Genomic DNA, 22,218 nt, shown 5'->3' with positions numbered 1-22,218 from the left:
AAGTGACATAATGAAGCTGGCGCCGCGTTCGATCGGCGACCTGCTGCGCGACATTCCCGGTGTTCGTTCCGAGGCGGCAACCGGCGAGGGAGCGGCCAGCGTGTCGATCCGCGGGCTGCCGCTGGCCTCGTCGGGCATCAAGTTCGTGCAGTTGCAGGAGGACGGCCTGCCGGTGCTGGAATTCGGCGATATCCAAGGGGTCGGTCCCGACAACCTGATCCGTGCCGACCTGAATCTATCGCAGATCGAGGTCATCCGCGGCGGTTCCGCCTCGACCTTCGCGTCCAACTCGCCGGGTGGCCTGATCAACTTCATCTCGAAAACCGGCGAGACCGAAGGCGGCGCGATCGCACTGACCGGCGGACTGGACTATGACCAGTACCGCGCCGACTTCGACGTCGGCGGCAAGCTGGGCGAGACCGCGCGCTTCCACCTCGGCGGTTTCTTCCGCCAGGGCGAAGGGCCGCGTCGCACCGGCTACGACGCCCAGCGCGGCGGTCAGGTGAAGCTGAACGTTACCAAGACCTTCTCGGGTGGTTACGTCCGTCTTTACGGCAAGTATCTCGACGACCGCTCGCCCTTCTACGATACCGTGCCCGTGCGCGCGACTGGCACCAACTCGGCACCAAAGGTGCGCGAGGTCGCCAATTTCGACGCGACGCGTGACATGCTGCTGTCGCGCTACATCCGCAACAACCTCGTGCTCGACGGCAATAACAACCCGGTCGTCCATGACGTGGCCGAAGGGATCAGCAGCAAGGTCAAATCGGTCGGGATCGAGAGCCAGCTCGATCTCGCCGGCTGGACCATCACCGAGCGCTTCCGCTACTCCGACATCACGGGTTCGTTCGTAACGCCGTTCACCTCGGCGTTCCTGCCCGCCACGCAGGGCGCGGCGCTGCTGGGCGGCGCAGGTGCGCAATTGTCCTATGCCAACGGGCCGCTTGCCGGTCAGGCGATCGCCGATCCGTCGGCGCTGAATGGCAACGGCCTGCTGGCCGCGCTGAACATCCTCGACCTGCGTCTCAAGTCGATGAACAACGTCACCAACGACGTGCGCGCCAGCCGCGTGTGGGACCTGGGCGACGGCGACCTGACCACCACTGCCGGCTTCTATGCCGCACGGCAGACGATCGCACGTGACGCCTTGTGGTCGACGATGATCTCGGACGTTCGCGGCGACGGGCGCGCTGCGTTGATCGACGTGGCGACCGCGGGCGGGCGTGCGCTGACGCAGAACGGTGTCTATGCCTACAACCTTGCGCTGGCCGGTGGCACGCGCCGCCGCAGCGTCGACCTCGACTATGCGGTCAATGCACCGTTCGCCTCCGCCAACTACCACATCGGCCGCATCGCGATCGGTGCCAGTGTGCGCTACGACTTCGGCACCGCGCGCGGGCAGGTGTTCGGCTCCGATCTGGGCGGCGGGCGCGTCGGTACGGTGACGCGCGACATCGACGGCAACGGCGTGATTTCCTCGCCCGAGACGCGCGTCGGGGTGACGCCGCTGACCTCGCCGGTGCCGCTCGATTACAGCTACCGGTATCTCTCCTACTCGAGCGGAATCAACTTCCGCATCGCCGAGCCACTCGCCGTTTTCGCGCGCTACAGCCGCGGCGCACGCGCCAACGCGGATCGCATCCTGTTCAGCCCGATCGTAAACGCGACCGACGGAAGCCTCACCGAGCGCAGCGCCGCCTACGATCCCGTCAAGCAGGCCGAACTGGGCGTGAAATACCGCAAGGCCGGACTGACGCTGAACCTCACCGGCTTCTGGGCGAAGGCGCAGGACACCAACGTCGATGTGGTCACCAGCCAGATCATCCAGCGCGAATATCGTGCGACCGGGCTGGAGTTCGAGGGCGGCGTGCGCCGCGGGCCGTTCGCGCTGACGGCAGGGGCGACCTACACCGATGCCGAGATCACGCGCGACGAGGTCAATCCGGCGGTGGTCGGCAACACGCCGCGCCACCAGCCGAAGCTGATCTTCCAGGCGACGCCGCAGGTCAGCACCGACCGCTTCAGCATCGGCGCGGCGTTCATCGGCACGACCGGCAGCTATTCGCAGGATACCAACATCCTGAAGACGCCGGGCTTCGTTACCACCAACGCCTTCGCGCAGGTGCAGCTGACCGAACGGCTGATGCTGGGCGTCAACGCGAACAACCTCTTCGACGCGCTGGCGATCACCGCCTTCGACGAGGCTGCGATCCCGGCGTCGGGCATCCTGCGCGCGCGTCCGCTGAACGGGCGGACCATCTCCGCGACGGTCCGGTTCGACTTCTGACCGGCTGCTAACGGAACATCGTCAGGCGGCCCGGCCAGGCCGCCTGACGGTCGTTCATGATGCTATCGCGCGAGCCATCCGCCATCGACGGCCAGCACGTGCCCCTGCACATAGGCGGCCGCATCGGAGGCGAGGAACACCGCGGCGCCCCCAAGGTCCCCCGGCGCCCCCCAGCGGGCGGCGGGTATCCGGTCCAGGATCGCCGCGTTGCGCACCGCATCGGCCTGCAACGCGGCAGTGTTGTTGGTGGCGATGTAGCCGGGCGCGATCGCATTCACCGTCACGCCGTAGCGCGCCCATTCGTTTGCGAGCAATTTGGTCAGCCCGCCCACCCCGCTCTTCGCCGCGGTGTAGCTGGGCACGCGAATGCCACCCTGGAAGGTCAGCATCGAAGCGATGTTGATGATCCGGCCGCCGCCCGCCGCGATCATGTGCCGCCCCGCGCTCTGGCTGAGAAAGAACACGGACTTCAGGTTGGTGTCGATCACCGCGTCCCAATCGGCCTCGGTGAAGTCGACCGCGTCGCCGCGGCGGATGATCCCGGCATTGTTGACGAGGATGTCGAGCCGCCCGAGCGCCGCAACCGTCTCGGCAACGATCCGCTCGACCGGTTCGATCGTCGACAGGTCCGCCGCGATCAGCGCTGCGCGCCGGCCGAGCGCGCGGATATGCGCCGCCGTTTCATCGGCAGGCGTCCGCCCGACACACGCCACGTCGGCTCCCGCCTGCGCCAGCGCCACCGCGATCGCCTGCCCGATCCCGGTGTTGGCTCCAGTGACGATCGCGACGCGGCCGCTCAGGTCGAACGGATGGCTCAGCGCAGCTGGCATATGTCGCATACGTCCATGTCGTTATAGTCCTGGTTCTCGCCCGCCATCGCCCAGATGAACGTGTAGTTGCTGGTCCCGGCGCCCATGTGCACCGACCATGGCGGACTGATGACGACCTGTTCGTCGTCGACGACGATATGGCGCAGGTCGTCGGGGCGACCCATGTAGTGAAAGACGCGATTGTCGTCTTCTAGGTCGAAGTACAGATAGATTTCGCTGCGCCGCTCATGGACGTGTGGCGGCATCGTGTTCCACACCGATCCGGGCTTCAGTTGCGTCAGCCCAAGGCACAGCGACGCGCTGGCGCACAGATGCGGCAGCACCAGCTGGTAGATGGTGCGATCGTTGGAGGTCTCCAGGCTGCCCCGCTGCATCGGGTTGGCGTCGGCGAGCGTCACCTTGCGCAGCGGAAACGCTGCATGTGCGGGAACGCTGAGCAGATAGTAACGCGCGCCCTCCCCCGCGAAGGTTACCTCCGCGCTACCCATTGGCACGTACAGCGCCTCGTAGCGCGCCAGCTCGAACACCTGCCCATCGACCGTCACCGTTCCCGTCCCGCGCCCGATGTTGACGACGCCAAGCTCGCGGCGTTCCAGCAACGCGTGGCCGGCGGCGCTTTCGGGCTCGCTGTGCGTCGGCAGCGTGAGCGTGGCGGTGCCGGGCACCGCGCCGCCGATGATGAAGCGCTCGCCATGCGAATAGGTCAGCACGACCTCGCCGTCGCGGAACAGCCCGCCGACCAGATAGCGGTCGCGCAGCGCCTGGTTGGAGGCACCATCCATCATGTCGGGGTGGGTGGCATAATAAGTCTTGGCGTACACGTCGGTGCTCCTGTTGATCAGCGGGCGGGTCGGTCGAGCGCGGCGATCTGCGTCGCAGCGAGCAGGAACGCGCCGACGCCGTAATATTGCGTCTCCTGCGCGGCGACCTTGTCGGGGCGGTCGCTGACCTGCTGCACCCAGCCCAGCCGACCATCGGGCTGGATCGCGCGCTCCAGCGCCGCCCAGCCGCGCTTCGCGACCGGCGCGTATTCCGCCCGCGGCAGCACGCCGCTGTTGACGCCCCACGCCATGCCATAGGTGAAGAAGCCGGTGCCACTCGACTCCGGCGGCGATGCTTCGGGCGCCAGCAGCGACGGCGCCCAATAGCCGTCCGGCTTCTGCAAGGTCTTCAACTTCGCCGCCATGCGCCGGAACAGTCCTTCCATCCGCACGCGGTCCGCGCTGCCCTTCGGTAACAACGGGATGATCCGCGCCATGCCGGCAAACACCCAGCCGTTGCCGCGCGCCCAGAATTGCTTGCGGCGCTGCGGGTCGCGTCGCTCGAAGAAGCGGCTGTCGCGGTAGTAAAGCTGCTCGACCGGATCGAGCAGGAAGTCGGTCGTCGCCCAGAATTCCTTCATCGCGAACGCGCGATAGCGTGCGTCGCCGCTCTGCCGGCTCAGCTCCACCAGCGCCGGCGGCGCCATGAACAGCGCGTCGCACCAGCACCAGCGCGTCAGGCATTCGGTCGCGCCATATCCCTCCGGCGGGACGGCGAAGGCGAGCGTGGTGACGGCGGGCTTCTCGACGACGCGATCGAACGTCGTCTTTGCGGACGCCAGAGCCTGCGGCGGGCCGCCATGCGCGGCGACCCAGAGGTAGCTTTGCACGATCGCATGGTCGTCGGCGAAATACGGTTTCTCTCCCGGTCGCCAGCCGTTGGCGCGGCCCATCGCCATGATCGCGTCCTTGATGCGCGGCGGCGCGCCCGCATCCGCGAGCGCGGTCATTCCGATCCAGAATACCGCAGGTTCCCACGCGCGCATGTCGCCGCTGCGCGGGTTCACGTCCATGTGTGCAAGCTGCCAGTCCGCCAGCTTCACCGCCTGCGCGACCGGGCCCTGCTGCGCCGCCGCCGGTGCGGCGACCACCATGGTCGCGGCGATGGTAAGGTGTCGAAGGATCATGCGGCGCTCTCCTGCGGATCGAAACCGGCCGGGGCCAGCCGGGGGCTGATGACGTGCAGCGACAGCAATGCCAGCAGATAGGCACCTCCCGCCACCGCGAAGATCGGCGCATAGCTGCCGGATATGCCCAGCACGTGGCCGACGAACTTGGCGATCAGCATGCCCCCGATCGCCCCCGCGGTGCCGCCGATACCGACGACCGAGGCCACCGCCTGGCGCGGGAAAAGATCGGACGGCAAGGTCAGCAGATTGGCCGAGAACGCCTGGTGCGCCGCGGTCGCCACGCCGATCAGCAGGACCGCGATCCACAGGCTGTCGACATATTGCACGGTCACGATCGGCAGCACGGCGATCGCGCAGCCCAGCATCGTCAACTTGCGTGCCCGGTTGGCGCTCCAGCCACGCTGCAGCAACCGCGACGACACCCAGCCGCCCAATACGCTGCCACCGTCGGACAACAGGTAGATCGCGACCAGCGGCGGCCCGAACGATTTCAGGTCCAGCCCGTAGCGCTTGCCGAGGAAGTCGGGCAGCCAGAAGAGGAACATCCACCAGATCGGATCCGTGAGGAACTTCGGCACCGCATAGGCCCAGGTCTCGCGCACCCCGAACAGCCGCAACCACGGGATACGCTGCACCGACGATGCCGGATCGCTGCGGATCAGCGCGAGCTCTTCCGGGCTGACGCGGGCGTGCTCCTCCGGCCGGCGGTAGATCGCGATCCACGCGATCAGCCAGAGCACGCTGAACGCGCCAGTGGCGACAAACGCCATCCGCCAGCCATAGGCCAGCGTGATCGCGGGCACGAGCAGCGGCGTCGCGATCGCGCCGACATTGGCGCCCGCGTTGAACAGCCCGACCGCGAATGCCCGCTCGCGCTGCGGAAACCAGTCGGTCACCGCCTTCAGTCCGGACGGGAAGTTTCCCGCCTCGCCCAGCCCCAGTGCAAAGCGCACCGCCGCAAATTGCGCGACCGAGCTGACCAGCCCGTGCGCCACATGCGCCACCGTCCAGAAGGAGAAAGCGAGCGCGTAGCCGAGGCGCGCACCGAGCCGGTCGACCAGCCGTCCCATGACCAGGAAACCGATCGCGTAGGCCGCCTGAAACCAGAAGACGATGTCGGCATATTGCGCCTCGGTCCAGCCGAGATCGCGCTGGAGCACCGGCTTCAGCACGCCGATCATCTGCCGGTCGATGTAGTTGATCGCGGTCGCCGCGAACAGCAACGCGCAGATCGTCCAGCGATATCGTCCGCTGCGCGTCGTCATGCCTCAACTGCTCCGTTGCGGAAAGGGGAGCGCGCGACCGCGCGCGCTCCAGGGGGGGACACTCAGAACTTGCCGCGGATGCCGAACGAGATCGTCGTGCCGTTGAAGAACGAATTATCGCGCCGCGACTGTCCGTTGCCCTTCGGCTGATCCGGGTTTTCGTAATAGATGTAGAGGTTTTGGTTGGTGATGTTCAGCGCATCCACGCGCAGCTCGAACCGTTCATTGACGCGGTAACTGACCGTACCGTCGAGGAAGCCCTGCGGCGCGGTATAGGCGATCTGGTCGTTGCCGTTGTTGACCGAGCCGTTGCCCGAGCGCGCGCGATAATTCCACGATCCGCGGATCGCGAACGGGCCCTTTTCGTAGAAGGCGGTCGCACTGTACGAATAGTCGGGCACGGACGAGATACTGACGCTGGTACCCTTCGTCGTCACGAAATCGTTGCCGTCGCGCCAGACCTTCGTGAAGCTGCCCAGCACGCCCAACCCGTCGAACGGCGCCGGCAGGAAGGTCAGGTTCTGCTGGTACGCGATCTCCAGCCCCTTCAATTCCAGCTTGCCCTGGTTCTCGACCGTGGTGACGTTGAACAATTGATCGGGCTGGATCGTGCCATTGTCGCTGCCGGTCAGCGAGCGGCGATCGAACAGATCCTGCGACAGTTGCAGCGAGCTGAACGGCACGCCGAAGATCGTGACCGACTGCGGTGTGTCCTTCAGCGATTTCTTGAACGCGCCGACGCTCAGCACCGCGCCCGGCTGGAAATACCATTCGGCGCTGAAGTCGTATTGCGTCGCGGTCTGCGGGCGCAAATTAGGGTTGCCGACCGTGACGTCGGGGTTGAAGCGGTTCGGAATGGCGATGCCGCTGGCGATATCGACCAGCGCGGAGCGGGTGATCGTCTTGCCCGCCGATCCGCGGACCAGCACCTTCGGCGTGATATCCCACGCCAGGCTGAGCGACGGCAGCCAATTGTCATAGCCGCCGCGACGCCGCCTGGGCGCGAACGCACCGCCGCCGGTCGGCGCGTAATTGTCGATGATCGTGCTGGTGTCGGCATAGCGCATGCCCACGTTGCCGCGCAGGTCGCCTTGGCCCAGCGGCAGCTTCATGTTGGCCTCGAAGAACGCCGCCTTGACGATCTCCTCGGCACGGAACTTGGAGTTGAGCTGCACCGGTGACGCCGCATTGGCGCCGTTGGCGTCGAGGAAGTCCATGACGAACGCGCGCGGGAAGGTTGCGAATTGCGACGGATAGCCTGCGTTACCGCCATCCGCGATCGCGCCGTACGGCAGGAACGGTACCATGTAGGAGAAGACGTCCAGCGTCGCGAACGTACCCCCACCCGGCAGCGTACGCGATCGGCCGATCGCGGTGCCGTCGCGGCGCTCGACCTCCTTGATGCTGGAGACATAGCTGGCGCCGAGCAGCGCCGACCATTCGGCGCCCGCGAACTCGCCGGCATCCCAGTTCACGACAAACCGGCCGCTGCGCTGTTCGTCGAGCTCACGTGCCGAGCCGAAGCCGAGGCTGGGATCGGTGAAGCTGCGCGGGTCCGTGAACGACACCGGCGAGCTGATCGTCGGATAGGTGACGTTCACGGTCGGATCGAACGTGGTGCGGATCGAGTAGATGTTCGACACGACCCGATTGCCCGATGAGAAGGCCTCGCTCTTGTTCAGATTGCCTTGTGCGGAAAACTTCAGCGTGTCGGTGGCGTTCCACACCGCGCGTGCGATGCCGTATTTGAACTCGGTCTTGGCATCGCGATAGAAGCTTTCGGTCAGGATCGAGCTGTTGTCGAAAGTGCCGTACAGGTTGTTGTACTGGTCGATCTTCACGTCGACCGGGATCAATCCCGAATTCGTACCACGCCCGGGCAGGCTCGTGGACCCAGGCACCGTCCTGCCGTTGCGCACCGGCACGCCGAAGGTGAATTCGTCGTTCACGTCGGTCAGCCGCGAGTAGATGCCGTCGACGCTCGCCTCGAACCGGTCGCTCTTATATTGCAGCGATCCTACCATGCCGAGCCGCTGCCGCTCGTTGCTGGACGTGAACACCCGGTAGAAGCGCGGCATGTAGGCATTGGCGACCTGCGCACGGGTCAGGCTGCCGAAATTCGCTGTCGGGTTGTCGAGGTCGAGTGCGAAGGGGAAGGTGCCGGTGGTGTTGGGCGGCGGCGCCGGCGAAAGGAAGCCGGGCGCGGCAAGCGCGGTGGAATTGTAACCCCCGGTCGACTGGAAACCCGAACGCTCGTTGACGTTTTCGGCGTAAGCAATTCCGAACAACGCGCCGAAGTTGCCGATGGTGTCGCTCACCAGCAACGAACCGCGCGGGCGGATCTGCCCGGACCCGGTATTATAATTCTGCGCGAGGCTATAGCGCACCACCCGCCCCTTGCTGTCGAACGGGCGCGGCGTCTGCAGGTCGACGTTGCCCGAGATCCCGCCCTCCTCGAGGTTGGCGAGCGGGCTCTTGTAGATGTCGACACGGCCGAACAGCTCCGAGGGAAACACGTCGAAGTTGAAGGTACGCGACGATCCGCCGACGCCGCCGGTCGAGGTGGTCCGCACCGGCGCGCCGTTGATCGTCGTCACCGAGAAGGACGGGCCGAGACCGCGGATGCTGATCTGCTGCCCTTCGTTCGACGCGCCGTCACGCGAGAGGAAGATACCGGGGATGCGCTGGAGAGACTCGGCGACGTTCGCCTCGGGAAACTTGCCGATGTCCTCGGCGACGATCGAGTCCCGCACGCCGACGGCTTCGCGCTTCAGCGCCAGTCCCTCGGCGAGGCTGCGGCGAAAGCCGGTAACGACGATGTCCTCACCGCTGGCGGCGGCATCCTCGACGGCGGCGGGTGCCTCCGTCGTGACCGGAGCGGCGGCGGGCTCCTCAGGCTGCGCGGCGGGGCTGGCGGGCGAGACTTGGGCGGCGGCCGGAGCGGCCAGCAACGCCAATGCGATGGCCTGCGCAGATGCCACGCCGATGAACAACGACCTGCCCACGATAACCCCTCCTATTGCACCGCTTCGCGGCTTGCAGATCGGTTATCATACAACTTTGTTTCCGCGTCAATGCGTCGAGATCATGACTCCCGAGAAATGTTCGCGGCCTCGTTCAGCTCGGTATGACGGCTGAGGCTTTCCTGCATATGGTGCCGCGCGGCGTCGCGCGCGCCGACCGGATTCATCCGTACGATCGCATCGACGATCGCCTCATGCTCGGCACGCACCTTCTCGACATAGGCACGCTGCGCCTCGGCGGGCTGGTCGCGCAGGTAGAGGTTACGCGGCGGCACCAGCCGCACGCCCAGGAAGTCGATCAAGCGCACGAACGTCTCGTTCTGGGTGGCACGCGCGATCGCGGCGTGGAAACGCGCGTCCGCGGCGGCCGAAGCGACCGGGTCTTCGGCCACCGAAGCCATGTCGCGCAGCGCGCCGCGCATCGCCGATATGTCGGTCAGCGTGCGGCGCGCGGCCGCAAACGCCGCCATTTCCGCCTCGACCGAAAGTCGTACTTCCAGCAGCCGGATGACCTCGGCCAGTTCGCCCATGTCCTGCCGGGTGATCTGGAACGCCTGATAGCGCGCCTCGTCGGACACGAACACGCCGGAGCCCTGCCGCGCCACCGCCATCCCCTGCGCCTCCAGCCGCGCCACGGCCTCGCGGACGACGGTGCGACTGACCCGCTCTTCCTCCGCGATCTCCTTTTGCGTGGGCAGCCGCGCGCCGGGCGGCAGCTCCCCCGAGCGGATGCGCGCCTCCAGCTTGACGAACAGGGCATCGGCCATCGAAACGGTCTTTGTCATTCCTGCCCTATACCAAGGTCCCGGCCCGCCCCCATCGACAAAACGCGGTTTGGCAAAATAGATATGATGTATTAGGTTGTCGTACAACATTGATAGAAGAGGGATCGCGTCATGACCGGCAGGCGAATGGTCGTACGAGCGGCGTTGGGGCTGTCGCTGGCCGCGCCGGTGTCGGCGCAGCAATCGCCGCCGCCGCTGCCGGTCACCTCTCCGCTGCCGCCGCCACCCAGTCGCACGCCAGGGGCCGTCGCGTTGCTCGCCGATTACCGCTTCGACGACCTGCTGTGGGAGAATGATCGCACCGCGCATCGCATCTACGGCCATGCGCTGGAGGCTGCCGAGCCCCCGTCGGGCTCAGGGATCGACAGCTGGGGAAAGAACGTGGCGTGGCCGTTCGCCGACCGGCAACTGCGCACCGGCGACCAGCACGGCTATCACGGCGAAGGCATCGACTTCTACAATGTCGGCACGACGCGCGGTGCCGGCGGTTTGGGAATCTGGCACGACAACAAATTGTGGACGTCACGCAATTTCATCCGGCACCGCATTCTCGCGTCGGGCGGCGACCGCGCCGATTTCACCGTGGATTATGCGCCATGGCCGGTCGACGTCGGTCGCAAGGTCTGGGAGACGCGGCGCTTCACGCTACCGCTCGGCACGCATTTCACGCGAATGGTCTCGACGATCTCCTCCGATCGTCCCGAGCCGCTGTTGGTCGGGATCGGTGTCGGCAAGCGCACCACCGGGCAGGGCGCAGGCGAACTGACGGTCGACCGCGCCCGCGGGCTGCTATCGTGGTGGGGCCCCGACGATGCCGGGCACGGCCGCATGGCGATCGCCGTGCGCGTCGATCCGCGGATGATTGCGGATGTGCGCAGCGATGCGGACAACCAGTTGGTGCTGTTGCGCGTCATGCCGGGCACGCCGTTCGTCTACTATTCGGGATCGGCCTGGAACCACGGCGAAGGCAATTTCCGCTCGCGCAAGCAATGGGATGCGTACGCGGGCGGCACGCGCCTCGATTTCGCGACGCCCAAGGCGGGGGAATGACGATGCCGGTAGATCGACGCACGCTGCTGGCCGGCGGACTGACGCTTGCCGCCGCCGCGGCCCCGGGAAGCGCCGCCGCGCAAGGCACCCCTGCCCCGCTGCCGGACGGCCCGAGCGACCGCGCCTACGCGCTCGATCTGCTGCGACGTATGGCCGAGCCGGTGCTGGGGCGGATGGCGCGCGGCCGGCTTCGCGCCGAATGGACGCCCGAGCTCAGCCCGACGTGGGACGGACGCAATGCGGGCGTCGCCTACCTCGAGGCGTTCGGCCGCCTGATCGACGGCATCGCGCCGTGGCTGGCGCTTCCCGATGACGCTACCGCCGAGGGACGGCTGCGCACGCGGCTCCGTACGCAGGCGCTGGAAAGCTATACGCACGCCGTCGATCCGAAAAGTCCCGATTACCTGTTGTGGCGCGGTCATGGCCAGGCGCTGGTCGACTCCGCCTATTTCACCAGCGCGCTGCTGCGTGCGCCGGATGCGCTGTGGAAGCCGCTGGACGAGCGGACGAAAGCGCGGATTGTCGAGGAGATCAAGGGGCTGCGCCGCATCTCGCCGCCCTATCAGAACTGGCTGCTGTTCGCGGCGATGAACGAGGCGTTCCTGTTCTCCATCGGCGAGCAATGGGACCCGATGCGCGTGGACCTGACGATCAAAAAGATGCTCGAATGGTATGTCGGCGACGGCTGGTACGGCGATGGCGAGCGTTTCCATTTCGATTATTACAACAGCTACGTCATGCATCCGATGTTGGTGCAGATCCTGACGACGATGGCCGCCGGCGAACCGCACTTCAACAACCTGAACGCCGCCGAGGAACTCGCGCGCGCGATCCGGCGCGAACAACGCTATGCCGAACATCTGGAGCGCATGATCGCGCCCGACGGCAGCTATGCCGCGATCGGCCGCTCGCTGACCTATCGCACGGCGGTCCACCAGCCGCTCGGGCATCTCGCATGGAAGGGCCTGCTCCCGGACACGCTGGCCGTCGGGGAAGTGCGCGCCGCGACGATGGCGGCGCAGCGGCGGGTGTTCGGCGACCCCAGCAACTTCAATGCCGAAGGCTTCCTGACGATCGGCTTCGCGCGGCATCAACCGGGTCTGGGCGACATCTATTCCAACGCCGGCAGCATGTATATCGCGTCGGAGAGCCTGATCGCGTTGGGGCTGCCCGCCGACAATCCCTATTGGACGGCGCCGCCCCTGCCCTGGACGATGCGCCGCGCCTTTGCCGGCGAGGATTTCCGCAAGGATTATTACGTTCAATACTGAGCCGGCGGGCGCCAGATCCGGCGCGGTCGAAAGCGATCGCCGCCATCGATGCGGCTATACCCGCCCGAACCTTGCGCCTTCAGTCGCGAATCCTGCGCCTGCGACGTGCCCGGCAACGCCGCGGCGCCACCCGCCCGCCATTCGGCGGGAAGTGCTTGCCAGACACCGACCGGGACGGCGAGGTCGGCGAGCGGCGAAACGGCGGTAGGTGCGGCGCCTGCACGCGGTCACGCCATGCCGAGGATCCGCTGCAACGCCTGCTGGAAGTGGATGGAGAGCGCCGCCTCGGCCGCATCGGCCTCGCGGTCGGCACAGGCTTCGAGGATGTCGAGATGCTCGCGAAGCGTGCGCAGCGCGAGCGGCTTGGTCACCAGGCGATCGAGCCGGACCAGCGTGACGTAGTTCTTCAGCCGCCGTGCAGTCGTTTCGATGAGCGGATTGCGCAACGCTGCGATCAGCGCACCGTGCAGGCGCTCCTCCAGATCGTTCAGCCGCGCCTGCTCGGCGACACCCAGATCGCCTTGCTGCAGTGCTGCGACAAGATCGCGATGGTCCGCGATCAAGCCCGCCACCTCTTCGGCATTCCCGGTGTTCGCCAACGCGCGCGCGCCCGCCCGCTCGATGAGCGACCGGAAGTGGTAGGTGGATCGGGACAGTTCCAGGTCCGCCTTGACGAAGCGGATGCACGACCGCGCGTGGATCGTCACCAGCCCCTCGGTCTCCATGGTGCGCAACGCTTCCCGCAGCGGCTGGATCGTCAATCCGAGCAGCGTCATCAACTCGTTCTGCGACAGTTCCGCTCCGACCGGGATCGTTCGATCGAACAAGCCCTGCAGGATCGCGCGGTACGCCCGCTCCGAAAGCCGCGGCTCCGAATCCTCGGTGAGCTTGGGAGGACGGTTTGCCGATATTGTACTGATTTTGGTTCTGGCCATCACGATCAGGATAGAGCCAATCAAACCAGGGGATCAACCACGAACTCGCGTGAGAATTGTCTGAGATATCACGCAAACAGCATCATGGACCGGATCGGACGCGACAAGCTGGTATTCGGCTTAATTGGCGGCCGGACGCGGTCGCAACTCCGGGCGGGTGCGGGGTGGTGCTCGCTATGGCCTCGCCGCCGCCGATCAATATGTCGCTCACGAATCAATCAGGATCGTGCACTTTTCCGCCCGATCGCCCGCGCTGCCACGACCAGCCGCGGATGTGGGTTCGTACGACATGAACGCACGCGTCGCCCGTCGTGCGTCGCAACTGACGATGCCGGATATGCGCGCCGTCGCCTCCGGAGACGGAAGGACGCTGTCAGCATCATGCGCTCGCGGACCCGCCGGTGATCGCACCATCGCTTCGGGACGGCGCTCCGGGCGCCTTGGTCACCGGCGATTTCCGCAACACTCACCGCCATCGGTCGTGAGCCATCCTGACGTCCCGCATCCGATAACGGGCAGGTTCTTCAACTCACGAAACGGGAACTCGGACGATCCCTGCGTTGCCGGTCCTCACATTGATCGCATGGACATCGAGATACATCCGGCCAGCCGAAGGGACGACGACCGAGCTTTCGAAGGTTCCCGGAGATGCCCGGAAAGGAAGGATCGTCGTCGATATCCGGGTCTTGCCCGACCACAGCAAGGCTCTGACCTTGTAATCGGCAGCGTCCCATGTCCCCCCGGGCGTGATCGGGCATCCGCACATCAGCTCGACCTTCGCCTGCACTGTGAGGATTCCTCCCTTTCGCACCACGGTGGGCGTGATGGCCAGGCCCGGCAGTTCGACGAGCCAGCCATTTCCCTGATCGACCGGCTCGCCGGGGATGATCCAGTGCTGCGACTTCACGCGCATGAGGGACTGCGGACGACCGATCGGTCCCTCGACTTCCAGATCGGCTAACGTCGGCTCTGCTATATCGACGGCGGCTTCAAACATCGCGCTGCCGGTCGTTTGTATCGTCGCCGATCGACCTTTCGCCCCCAGGATGCGGTCCGTGTCGCCGGTGCCTCCCCTGGTGATCCCGCGCGCCAATACCTTGCCGCTTCTGGCGTCCTTGATCGTGATGCGGGCACCGCCGGTGTGATCGCCGATGAACTTCGCGTCCTGGCTCAGCACCCGAACCACTACCCGCGTCGGTTCTGCGGCTGCGGGCGAGGTGAACGCCAACAAGACGCCCGGGATCAACGCAAGTGCTCTCATCGCGGCTTCCTCTTCTGTGTCGACATGCGCAATGTGAAACAGACGCCGGCAAGGTAGCGGCGCAGCGCCATCGCCGGTCAGGCGCTCGCCGTTGCCGCTGCCAGCGCCTGCTCCAGATCGGCCAGGATGTCGTCAATATGCTCGAGGCCGATCGACAGCCGGACGTACCCGTCCGACACACCCGTCGCGAGCTGTTCGTCCGCGGACAGCTGCGAATGCGTGGTCGTGGCGGGATGGATCGCGAGGCTCCGCGCGTCACCGATATTGGCGACGTGATAGAACAGGCCAAGCGCGTCGATGAAGCGCCGACCGGCGTCGCGGCCACCATCCAGCTCGAAACCGACGAGCCCGCCCAGGCCACCCGTAAGGACCTGATCGGCGGTCGCCCGCGCCGTGCCTGTCAGTAACGAGGGGTGGATGACGCGTGCCACACCGGCGCGGCTCGTCAGAAAATCGACGACCTTCAGCGCGTTCTCGCAATGACGCGGCATCCTCAGCGGCAGCGTCTCGACGCCTTGCAGGATCTGGAACGCATTGAACGGCGAAAGCGCCGCGCCGCAATCGCGCAGCAACACCACCCGCGCGCGAAGGGCATAGGCGATCGGCCCTAACGGTTGCGCGGCTTCCGTCCACACGGCGCCGTGATAGCTGGCGTCGGGGGTGTTGAGCTGCGGTTGCCGTTCGGGCCGGGCGCTCCAGTCGAAATTGCCGCCATCGACGATCATGCCGCCGATCGACGTGCCGTGACCACCGATGTACTTCGTCGTCGAATAGACGACGACTGCTGCACCATGATCGAACGGCCGCGCGAGCAGCGGAGCAGCCGTGTTGTCGACGATCAACGGAATGCCGAGCGGTCGCCCCAGGGCAGCGATCGCCGCCAATGGTGCCACGACCAGTTTCGGATTGGGCAAGGTCTCGACATACCACGCCCGCGTCCGATCGTCGGTGGCGTGAGCAAACGTATCGGGATCGGTCGGATCGACGAAACGCGTCTCGATGCCCATGTCGCGCAAGGTATTGGCGAACAGATTGTAGGTCCCGCCGTACAGGTCGGTGCCGCTGACGATATTGTCGCCGGCCCTGGCGAGGTTCTGGATCGCATAGGTCGATGCCGCCTGCCCCGATGCGACCGCCACGGCGGCGACACCTCCTTCAAGCGCAGCGATACGCTGTTCGAGAACGTCCGTGGTCGGGTTGCCGAGCCGGGTGTAGATATTCCCCAGTTCGCGCAGGGCGAACAGGTCAGCGGCATGCGCCGCATCCCGGAACTGGTAGGACGTGGTTTGGTAGATCGGCGGCACGACCGCGCCGGTCGCCGGATCGGCACGCCAGCCGGCATGCAGGGCAAGGGTCTCGGGACGGTAGCGGGAGTTCGTCATGGTGCGGGCCTCTGCATGCCGGAAGGGTCGGTCTCGCCAAGCGATCAGATCGGAATGCGCTCGCCGTCGGCGGGGATCAACAGGCGCTCCGCGAAGTTTTCCTTCTTCGCGAAGGCGGCAAGATCGGCATGGCTCAGCACGCAGTGGTTTATCGCCTCCATATGCGTTGCGATCAACTGCGTGGCGGCCGCGGCACGATGGACGGACAGCACGCCCTGCGGCCCCATCAGGATCGGCCCGAGATCAACCCATTGTGCGTACCCGGCGTTCAGGACGATCACGTCCGGGCGGTAGGTCTGGATCGCCTGCGCCACCACCGGGTCCCAGACGGTGTCACCCACGACATAGACCGACTTGTGAGATGGATGGCGGAAGGCGACGCCGCCGACGGGATCAAGCGTCGGCACGGCGCGCAGCATGGGGCCATCGCCGTGATGCCCGCCGGTGCGCGACAGCCGAACACCCCTGAAGCGCGTCGCCGCGGTCATGATCCGGACGTCGGAGAAAACCTGTGCACGGACGGTGGCGGCATCCGTCTCGTTCTGGACGAAGATCGGCATCGCCTTGGGCAGCGCCTTTTGCGCCGCGTCGTCGCAATGGTCGATATGCGTGGGTAACGATCACGGCATCGGCATCCACGAGCTCTGCGACCGTCACGGAGCGCCTGAAGCACTTCGCGGCAATTATGACGGCGCCTAAAGCTCCGCCCACCGCCGCAACAAATTGTGGTACACCCCCGTCAGTTGCACCGTGGCGACGGCGCCGTGCCCTTGCGCCGCCGCCACCGCCTGCACGCCCTGGTCCAGCTCGAACAGGATCCGCCGCGCACCGTCGTCGCGCACCATCGACTGGATCCAGAAGAAGCTCGCCAGTCGCACCCCGCGCGTCACCGGTGCGACCCGGTGCAGGCTCGACGCCGGGTAGAGCACCATGTGCCCGGCCGGCAATTTCACCTCCTGCACCCCGAACTGGTCCTCGATCACCAGCTCGCCGCCGTCGTAGGCGGCGGGATCCTCCAGGAACAACGTCGCCGAAAGATCGCTGCGCAGCCGGAAGTCGCTGCCGCGCTTCATACGGATCGCATTATCGACGTGCAGCCCGAAGTCCTGCCCGCCGGCATAACGGTTGAACAGCGGCGGAAACACCTTAGCGGGCAGCGCAGCCGCCACGAACAATGGCGTCCGTCCCAGCGCGTCGAGGATCGTCGCCCCGGCCGCGCGTGCGGCGGCGCCATCCTCGGGCAGCTGGCTGTTGCGTTTGGCGAGCGCCGCCTGCGGGCCGGACGTGGCGTTGCCGTCGATCCACTCGGCCGCGTCGATCGTCGCGCGCACCTGCGCCAGCGTTGCGGCGTCGAGCACGTCGGGGATGGCGATCAGCATGGAAAAGCCTTGGTTGTCGTCGCCGTCGCGAGCGGAGCGGCGCGTGATATCGCATCGCTCCGCGCGCCAGGGCGCATTCGTCCTACTCGCCCTAGAAGCTGTAGAACAGGCTCAGCACCGCCTGCCGCCGGTCGCCGGGCATCGCCCAGCCGCCGGTGACCACACCCGTCGTGGCATTGATGTTGTTACGCACGTTGGTCAGATATTTCTCATCGGTGAAGTTCTGGACATTCAGCTGCATGGTCAGCCCTTCGCGGAAACTATACGCCAGGTATGCACGATGGATCAGGTAATCGTCCGCCTTCAGCAACGTCGCATTGGCGAGGGTCGGCACATAGGTGGTGATCGGACCCTGGTACGTCAGGCCGTAGCCGACCTCCAGCCCGAACGGCAGCTTGTAGGTGGTGAACAGGCTCCCGGAATGTGGCGGGGTCTGCACCAGCGGGCTGCCGCGTTGCGGATCGGGGTTGCCCACATTGTTGCCGCACCCGGTCCCGCCCGGTCGCGCCAGGCAAAAGTCCGACACCGACTGCAACACTTCGCTGTCGAGGTAGGTGTAATTGGCGAAGATCGTCCAGTCACGGGTGACGTTGCCCGATATGCCCAGTGCGATCCCATCCACGCGGCTGCGCCCGTCCAGCACCTGCACGGTCGGCAGCGCCGGATCGTTCGACGGGATGCGGTAATTGGTCCGCTCGTTGCGGAACACCGCTGCGGTCAGCTCCAGCCGACGGCCGAACAGCCCGGCCTTCGCGCCGATCTCGTAATTGCGTGCCGTCTCCGGCGCGACGCCGCAGGTGTTGGTCGCCACCGTGCCGGAGACGCTCACGCACCCCAGCCGCACCGTTGCCGACGACGGCGTCCGGGCGTTGCCGTAGCTGGCGTAGAGGCTGACATCCGCAATCGGATGATAGACGAGTCCGGCGCGGTAGGAGAACAGCCGCTCGCGGTTCGGCTGCCGCAATTGAGCGGCGAGCGGCTGGGTCACCCCCGGCGCGACCGCGATCGGGAGCTGGTTGAACTCGGCGTGCTGCTGCTCCCAGCGGACGCCGCCGTTCAGCTCGACATGCCGCCCCAGTTCCAGCGTGTCGAAGGCATAGACCGCGACGTTGCGCGTCGAGGATTGCGAGCGCGCGGTGGTGATGTCGTTGATCGACCCGCGATAGACGGTGTCGGGATTGGCGATCGACAGCAACGGCAGCGGCGCGGTCGCCGATCCGTCGGGGTTGCGCAGCAGCGATCCCACCCGGATCTTATAGTCTTCGACCATGAACGACACGCCGACGTTGGCGACGTTGCGGATGCCGCCCTTCGCGCCATGTTCCAGCCGCAGGTCGGTCTGGTTGGCGAACAGCTGGTTTTCCTGATCGCGCACCAGCCCGCGCGGGCCGGAGGGCAGCCACTGGCCCGCCGGAATGGCGAAGGGCGCACCATTGACGGTCGTGGTGCACGGCGCACCGGTGATGCCGCCCGCCACCTGCACCGGCTGCCTACCGCCCGAAAGGCAGAACGTGCCCTGCGGCGCGCTGGTCACGCTATATTGGCCGACCCGTTGCCAACGGGTCAGGTTGCGCACCGATACATGATCATTCACCGCATGGCGCAGCGTCGCGGTCAGCCGGTCGACGTCGATGTCCTGCCGGTCGAGATTGCGGTAGCCGTAATAATCGCTGCGATCCGCACCGGTGATCAGGCCACCGACCAAATCGTTGTTGAAATAGGGCACGCCGTACAGCGGGGTATTGCGATCCTGCTGGTGCACATAGGCCAGCGTCAGGCTGGTCGGCCCGTCCATTCCGATCGTCACCGCCGGCGCCACGCCCCAGCGCTCGTACTTCTCGACGTCGCGCCCCGGCACGTCGTTGCGGTGGAAGACCGCGTTCAATCGCACCCCGACCGTATCGGACACGCGCTCGTTCGCGTCGATCGCGGCGCGGTAATAGTCGTCGGTGCCGATCGCCGCCTGCGCGATCGTCAGGTCCTCTCGGCGCGGCTCCTTGCTGACCAGATTGATCGTGCCACCGACCGAACCCGATCCGTTGAAGACCGAATTGGCGCCGTTGTAGACCTCGATCTGTTGCAGGTTGAACGGATCGGTGCGGCTATATTGGGCGCTGTCGCGGATGCCGTCGATCGTGATGTCGTTGTTCGCCGAAAAGCCGCGCAGGTTGATGCTGTCGCCATAGCCGCCGCCGCCCTCGCCCGCGCCGAAGGTGATGCCCGGGATCGTCTGCAACGCATCGCGCAGCGTCAGCAGGTTCTGCTTGCGCAGCGTCTGGTCGGAAATGACCGTGACGGTTTGCGGAAGGTCAAGCAGCGCGGAGGTCGCCTTGGGACTCTCCAGTTCGTCGGGCGCCCGCCCGCGTGCGCCGGTGACCACCACATCGTCACGATCGATCCGGGCGCGGCCATCCTGCACAGACGCCGGCTCGCGCACGGAACCGGCAGTCTCCGCCATCGCCACCGGTGCACTCGCGATGAACCCGATGCAGGATAACGCCAGGAACGGCGCGGACGAAGCTGACATGATGACGTACCCCTTATTGTTGCGGGGCTAGCTATTGCGAGTGACTTTCACTGTCAACACTAATGCGAAAGGCTCTCAGCATTGTCGCAAAACAATGTCGGTTCGGCCACCAGCCACGATCGGATCGCACTGGCGAGATTAGGCGGGTCGTGCTGGGCGATTCGAAGCGCATCGATTTGCGCGACCACGGCCGACAGCGGTAGCGTGTGACGCCGCGCCGCGATCTCCAGCGCGCGCCAGAAAACGGGCTCGAGGCTGATCGACGTGGCATGACCGGCGATCGTCACCGATCGCTTCACCGGGCCGACGAACCCGCCAGCCGGCGGCGCAATCACCGTCGCCGCCTCCGCAATACAACGGGCTGGACGAGCGAAAGGCTATTCACGCGGACTTTTGCGCGACGTTGCGCCGCGCCGTCATTCCGCATCGAACAGCGCGGCGAGCTGCTCGATGATCGTGCCGCCCAGCTGCTCGGCATCCATGATTGTCACGGCGCGGCTGTAGTAGCGCGTTACGTCGTGCCCGATCCCGATCGCGACCAACTCGACCGGAGAACGCTTTTCGATCCAGGCGATGACCTGCCGGAGGTGCCGCTCCAGATACGATCCCGAATTCACGCTCAGCGTCGAATCGTCGACCGGCGCGCCGTCCGAGATCACCATCAGGATGCGCCGCTCTTCGGGCCGCGCCATCATCCGCGCGTGCGCCCATAACAGTGCCTCGCCGTCGATGTTTTCCTTCAGCAACCCCTCGCGCATCATCAGCCCCAGCGAGGTGCGCGCGCGCCGCCACGGCTCGTCGGCGCGCTTGTAGACGATGTGTCTGATATCGTTCAGCCTTCCCGGCTGCGGCGGGCGCCCTGCGGCCAGCCACGTCTCGCGGCTCTGCCCACCCTTCCACGCGCGCGTCGTGAAACCGAGAATCTCGGTCTTCACTCCGCACCGCTCCAGCGTCCGCGCCAGGATGTCGGCGCTGATCGCCGCGATCGAGATCGGCCGCCCGCGCATCGAGCCGGAATTGTCGATCAGCAGCGTGACGACCGTGTCGCGGAATTCGGTATCGCGTTCGATCTTGTAGCTCAGCGACTGCGTCGGGTTCACCACGACACGCGCCAGTCGCGCAGCGTCCAGCAGGCCCTCCTCCTGGTCGAAATCCCACGACCGCGATTGCTGCGCCATCAATCGCCGCTGGAGCCGGTTCGCCAGCTTCGACACCGCCGATTGCAGATGCACCAATTGCTGGTCGAGATACCCGCGCAGTCGCGCCAGTTCCTCGGCGTCGCACAATTCGGTCGCCGCGACGACCTCGTCGTAGCGCTCGGTCCACATCTTGTAGTCGAACTGCGCACCCGGGTCCGCCGGCGGGCGATTGGGGCGTACCGGCTGCATCCCCTCCTCGCCCTCGTCGCCGGGCTCGCCCTCGGCATCGTCGATGTCGTCACCCTCGAGTTGCTCGCTTTCGCCCTCGGCCGCCTGGTCGTCGCGCTGCTGCCCGCGCGCCTCAATCTCGGACTCACCCTCGGCGCCTTCGGCATCGGCCTCGTCGGGAGTGTCGGTGTCCTGCCCCTCGTCGCCTTCCTCGTCCTCGCCGCCCTCGTCGCTGTCCTGCGGCTCCTGCTCGCCCTCGACGAGTTCAAGCTGTTCCAGCAGCTTGCGGGTCAGCCCCTGAAAGGCGCGCTGATCGTCCAGCGCGAGCGCCAGCGTGCTCAGGTCGGCCTTCCCGCCGATCCATTCCCGCACCAACGCCAACCCCGGCTCGGCCTCGATCGGCGGCAGCCGCCCGGTCAGCGCCTCGCGCACCATCAATCCCAGCGCGGACGCCAGCGGCACTTCACTCCTGTTCCGCGCACGCGTGATCGGGTCGCTGCGCAACCGCACGTCGAGCGCGCGCGACAGGTTCTCCGCAATCCCCTCGTACCCGCGACTGCCCAGCGCCTCGACGCGTGCATTCTCGATCGCATCATAGACCGAGCGCGCGGTCGCTTCCGCCGGCGCCCCGCGCATGTGGAGCGTATCGTCGTGATGCCGCAGCCGCAGCGCGAAGGCATCCGCGAACCCCCGCGCCTCCGCAACCTGATCCGCCGGCAGGGTCCGCGCCGGCATCGGCACGCGGAGGTGCTTGCCCGACTGCACCGGCGTGTCCGCGGTATAGGCGAGTTCCACCTCCGCCTCGTCGGACAGCGCACGCGCTGCGCCGCCCAGCACGGCCTTGAAGCGATCGAGGGGGGTATCGGTAGCCATTATCTTTTCGCAGCACTCGCATCGACCTTGAA

Annotated in this window: 17 protein-coding genes; 3 read left to right on the top strand and 14 right to left on the bottom strand. The window is 66.3% G+C overall.

Translation table 11 applies throughout. The annotated features are described in order from the left end of the window. The first annotated feature begins 10 nt into the window (after positions 1-10). Complete coding sequence (locus SPHPHY_RS0105510) at positions 11-2,287, top strand: TonB-dependent receptor domain-containing protein (RefSeq protein ID WP_231370362.1); 2,277 nt, start codon at positions 11-13, stop codon at positions 2,285-2,287. A gap of 62 nt (positions 2,288-2,349) precedes the next feature. On the opposite strand, the gene kduD is transcribed toward SPHPHY_RS0105510, so the two are convergent. From kduD to SPHPHY_RS0105480, 6 genes are all read right to left on the bottom strand, one after another. Further along, complete coding sequence (gene kduD / locus SPHPHY_RS0105505) at positions 2,350-3,105, bottom strand: 2-dehydro-3-deoxy-D-gluconate 5-dehydrogenase KduD (protein ID WP_028056520.1); 756 nt, start codon at positions 3,103-3,105, stop codon at positions 2,350-2,352. Then, a complete protein-coding gene (gene kduI / locus SPHPHY_RS0105500; RefSeq protein ID WP_022685701.1) occupies positions 3,102-3,938 on the bottom strand; it encodes a 5-dehydro-4-deoxy-D-glucuronate isomerase in 837 nt (278 codons plus the stop codon). The genes kduD and kduI overlap by 4 nt, the downstream gene beginning before the upstream one ends. A 17-nt stretch (positions 3,939-3,955) precedes the next feature. Then, a complete protein-coding gene (locus SPHPHY_RS0105495) occupies positions 3,956-5,065 on the bottom strand; it encodes a glycoside hydrolase family 88/105 protein (RefSeq protein ID WP_022685700.1) in 1,110 nt (369 codons plus the stop codon). Beyond that, positions 5,062-6,333: an MFS transporter gene (locus SPHPHY_RS19425; protein ID WP_022685699.1), complete on the bottom strand. Its 1,272-nt coding sequence runs from the start codon at positions 6,331-6,333 to the stop codon at positions 5,062-5,064. The genes SPHPHY_RS0105495 and SPHPHY_RS19425 overlap by 4 nt, the downstream gene beginning before the upstream one ends. Before the next feature lie 62 nt (positions 6,334-6,395). Next, positions 6,396-9,338 carry a TonB-dependent receptor gene (locus tag SPHPHY_RS0105485; protein ID WP_231370361.1) on the bottom strand — a complete coding sequence of 981 codons (2,943 nt, stop codon included), beginning with the start codon at positions 9,336-9,338 and terminating at the stop codon, positions 6,396-6,398. An 80-nt stretch (positions 9,339-9,418) separates the two neighbouring features. Next, positions 9,419-10,141: a FadR/GntR family transcriptional regulator gene (locus SPHPHY_RS0105480; RefSeq protein ID WP_022685697.1), complete on the bottom strand. Its 723-nt coding sequence runs from the start codon at positions 10,139-10,141 to the stop codon at positions 9,419-9,421. 111 nt (positions 10,142-10,252) lie between these two features. On the opposite strand from SPHPHY_RS0105480, the gene SPHPHY_RS0105475 reads away from it, so the two are divergent. Together SPHPHY_RS0105475 and SPHPHY_RS0105470 are read left to right on the top strand one after the other, a co-directional pair. Continuing rightward, a complete protein-coding gene (locus tag SPHPHY_RS0105475) occupies positions 10,253-11,191 on the top strand; it encodes a DUF4861 family protein (RefSeq protein ID WP_028056517.1) in 939 nt (312 codons plus the stop codon). After that, a complete protein-coding gene (locus SPHPHY_RS0105470) occupies positions 11,188-12,462 on the top strand; it encodes a DUF2264 domain-containing protein (RefSeq protein WP_022685695.1) in 1,275 nt (424 codons plus the stop codon). The genes SPHPHY_RS0105475 and SPHPHY_RS0105470 overlap by 4 nt, the downstream gene beginning before the upstream one ends. A gap of 227 nt (positions 12,463-12,689) precedes the next feature. Here the strand turns inward: SPHPHY_RS0105470 and SPHPHY_RS0105465 are convergent, their stop codons facing one another. The 8 genes from SPHPHY_RS0105465 to cobT all read right to left on the bottom strand — a co-directional run bounded on the left by SPHPHY_RS0105465 (position 12,690) and on the right by cobT (position 22,186). Next, positions 12,690-13,397 (bottom strand): GntR family transcriptional regulator, encoded by a 708-nt coding sequence (locus SPHPHY_RS0105465; protein WP_022685694.1) that lies wholly within the window; start codon positions 13,395-13,397, stop codon positions 12,690-12,692. Between the two features lie 529 nt (positions 13,398-13,926). Beyond that, on the bottom strand, positions 13,927-14,658 hold the full coding sequence (locus tag SPHPHY_RS0105460; protein WP_022685693.1) for a hypothetical protein: 732 nt from the start codon (positions 14,656-14,658) through the stop codon (positions 13,927-13,929). A 77-nt stretch (positions 14,659-14,735) separates the two neighbouring features. Then, positions 14,736-16,040, bottom strand: coding sequence for an O-acetylhomoserine aminocarboxypropyltransferase/cysteine synthase family protein (locus SPHPHY_RS0105455; RefSeq protein WP_022685692.1), 1,305 nt, complete (start codon positions 16,038-16,040; stop codon positions 14,736-14,738). 44 nt (positions 16,041-16,084) lie between these two features. After that, positions 16,085-16,645, bottom strand: a complete 561-nt coding sequence (locus SPHPHY_RS19420; protein ID WP_156025026.1) for an MBL fold metallo-hydrolase — start codon at positions 16,643-16,645, stop codon at positions 16,085-16,087. A 90-nt stretch (positions 16,646-16,735) separates the two neighbouring features. Next, positions 16,736-17,419 carry a Fe2+-dependent dioxygenase gene (locus tag SPHPHY_RS0105445; protein WP_022685691.1) on the bottom strand — a complete coding sequence of 228 codons (684 nt, stop codon included), beginning with the start codon at positions 17,417-17,419 and terminating at the stop codon, positions 16,736-16,738. A 91-nt stretch (positions 17,420-17,510) separates the two neighbouring features. Then, positions 17,511-19,946, bottom strand: a complete 2,436-nt coding sequence (locus SPHPHY_RS0105440) for a TonB-dependent receptor (protein WP_022685690.1) — start codon at positions 19,944-19,946, stop codon at positions 17,511-17,513. Between the two features lie 59 nt (positions 19,947-20,005). Then, the gene (locus SPHPHY_RS19415) at positions 20,006-20,281 is read right to left on the bottom strand and encodes a ribbon-helix-helix domain-containing protein (protein ID WP_051148277.1); all 276 of its coding nucleotides are present in this window, start codon (positions 20,279-20,281) and stop codon (positions 20,006-20,008) included. 81 nt (positions 20,282-20,362) lie between these two features. Continuing rightward, positions 20,363-22,186, bottom strand: a complete 1,824-nt coding sequence (gene cobT / locus SPHPHY_RS0105430) for a cobaltochelatase subunit CobT (RefSeq protein WP_022685689.1) — start codon at positions 22,184-22,186, stop codon at positions 20,363-20,365. Positions 22,187-22,218 lie beyond the last annotated feature (32 nt).

The organism is Sphingomonas phyllosphaerae 5.2 (assembly GCF_000419605.1).
Classification (GTDB): Bacteria; Pseudomonadota; Alphaproteobacteria; order Sphingomonadales; family Sphingomonadaceae; genus Sphingomonas; species Sphingomonas phyllosphaerae_B.
The sequence above is the reverse complement of the archived record's forward strand: the minus strand, read 5'-3'. Positions and strand labels throughout refer to the sequence as shown.

Coding starts and splice junctions, on each gene's coding strand:
- SPHPHY_RS0105465 (WP_022685694.1), bottom strand. CDS start 13,397: ATGGCCAGAACCAAAATCAGTACAATATCGGCAAACCGTCCTCCCAAG.
- SPHPHY_RS0105460 (WP_022685693.1), bottom strand. CDS start 14,658: ATGAGAGCACTTGCGTTGATCCCGGGCGTCTTGTTGGCGTTCACCTCG.
- SPHPHY_RS0105455 (WP_022685692.1), bottom strand. CDS start 16,040: ATGACGAACTCCCGCTACCGTCCCGAGACCCTTGCCCTGCATGCCGGC.
- SPHPHY_RS0105510 (WP_231370362.1), top strand. CDS start 11: ATGAAGCTGGCGCCGCGTTCGATCGGCGACCTGCTGCGCGACATTCCC.
- SPHPHY_RS0105475 (WP_028056517.1), top strand. CDS start 10,253: ATGACCGGCAGGCGAATGGTCGTACGAGCGGCGTTGGGGCTGTCGCTG.
- SPHPHY_RS0105495 (WP_022685700.1), bottom strand. CDS start 5,065: ATGATCCTTCGACACCTTACCATCGCCGCGACCATGGTGGTCGCCGCA.
- SPHPHY_RS0105445 (WP_022685691.1), bottom strand. CDS start 17,419: ATGCTGATCGCCATCCCCGACGTGCTCGACGCCGCAACGCTGGCGCAG.
- SPHPHY_RS0105480 (WP_022685697.1), bottom strand. CDS start 10,141: ATGACAAAGACCGTTTCGATGGCCGATGCCCTGTTCGTCAAGCTGGAG.
- cobT (WP_022685689.1), bottom strand. CDS start 22,186: ATGGCTACCGATACCCCCCTCGATCGCTTCAAGGCCGTGCTGGGCGGC.
- SPHPHY_RS0105440 (WP_022685690.1), bottom strand. CDS start 19,946: ATGTCAGCTTCGTCCGCGCCGTTCCTGGCGTTATCCTGCATCGGGTTC.
- SPHPHY_RS19425 (WP_022685699.1), bottom strand. CDS start 6,333: ATGACGACGCGCAGCGGACGATATCGCTGGACGATCTGCGCGTTGCTG.
- SPHPHY_RS0105470 (WP_022685695.1), top strand. CDS start 11,188: ATGACGATGCCGGTAGATCGACGCACGCTGCTGGCCGGCGGACTGACG.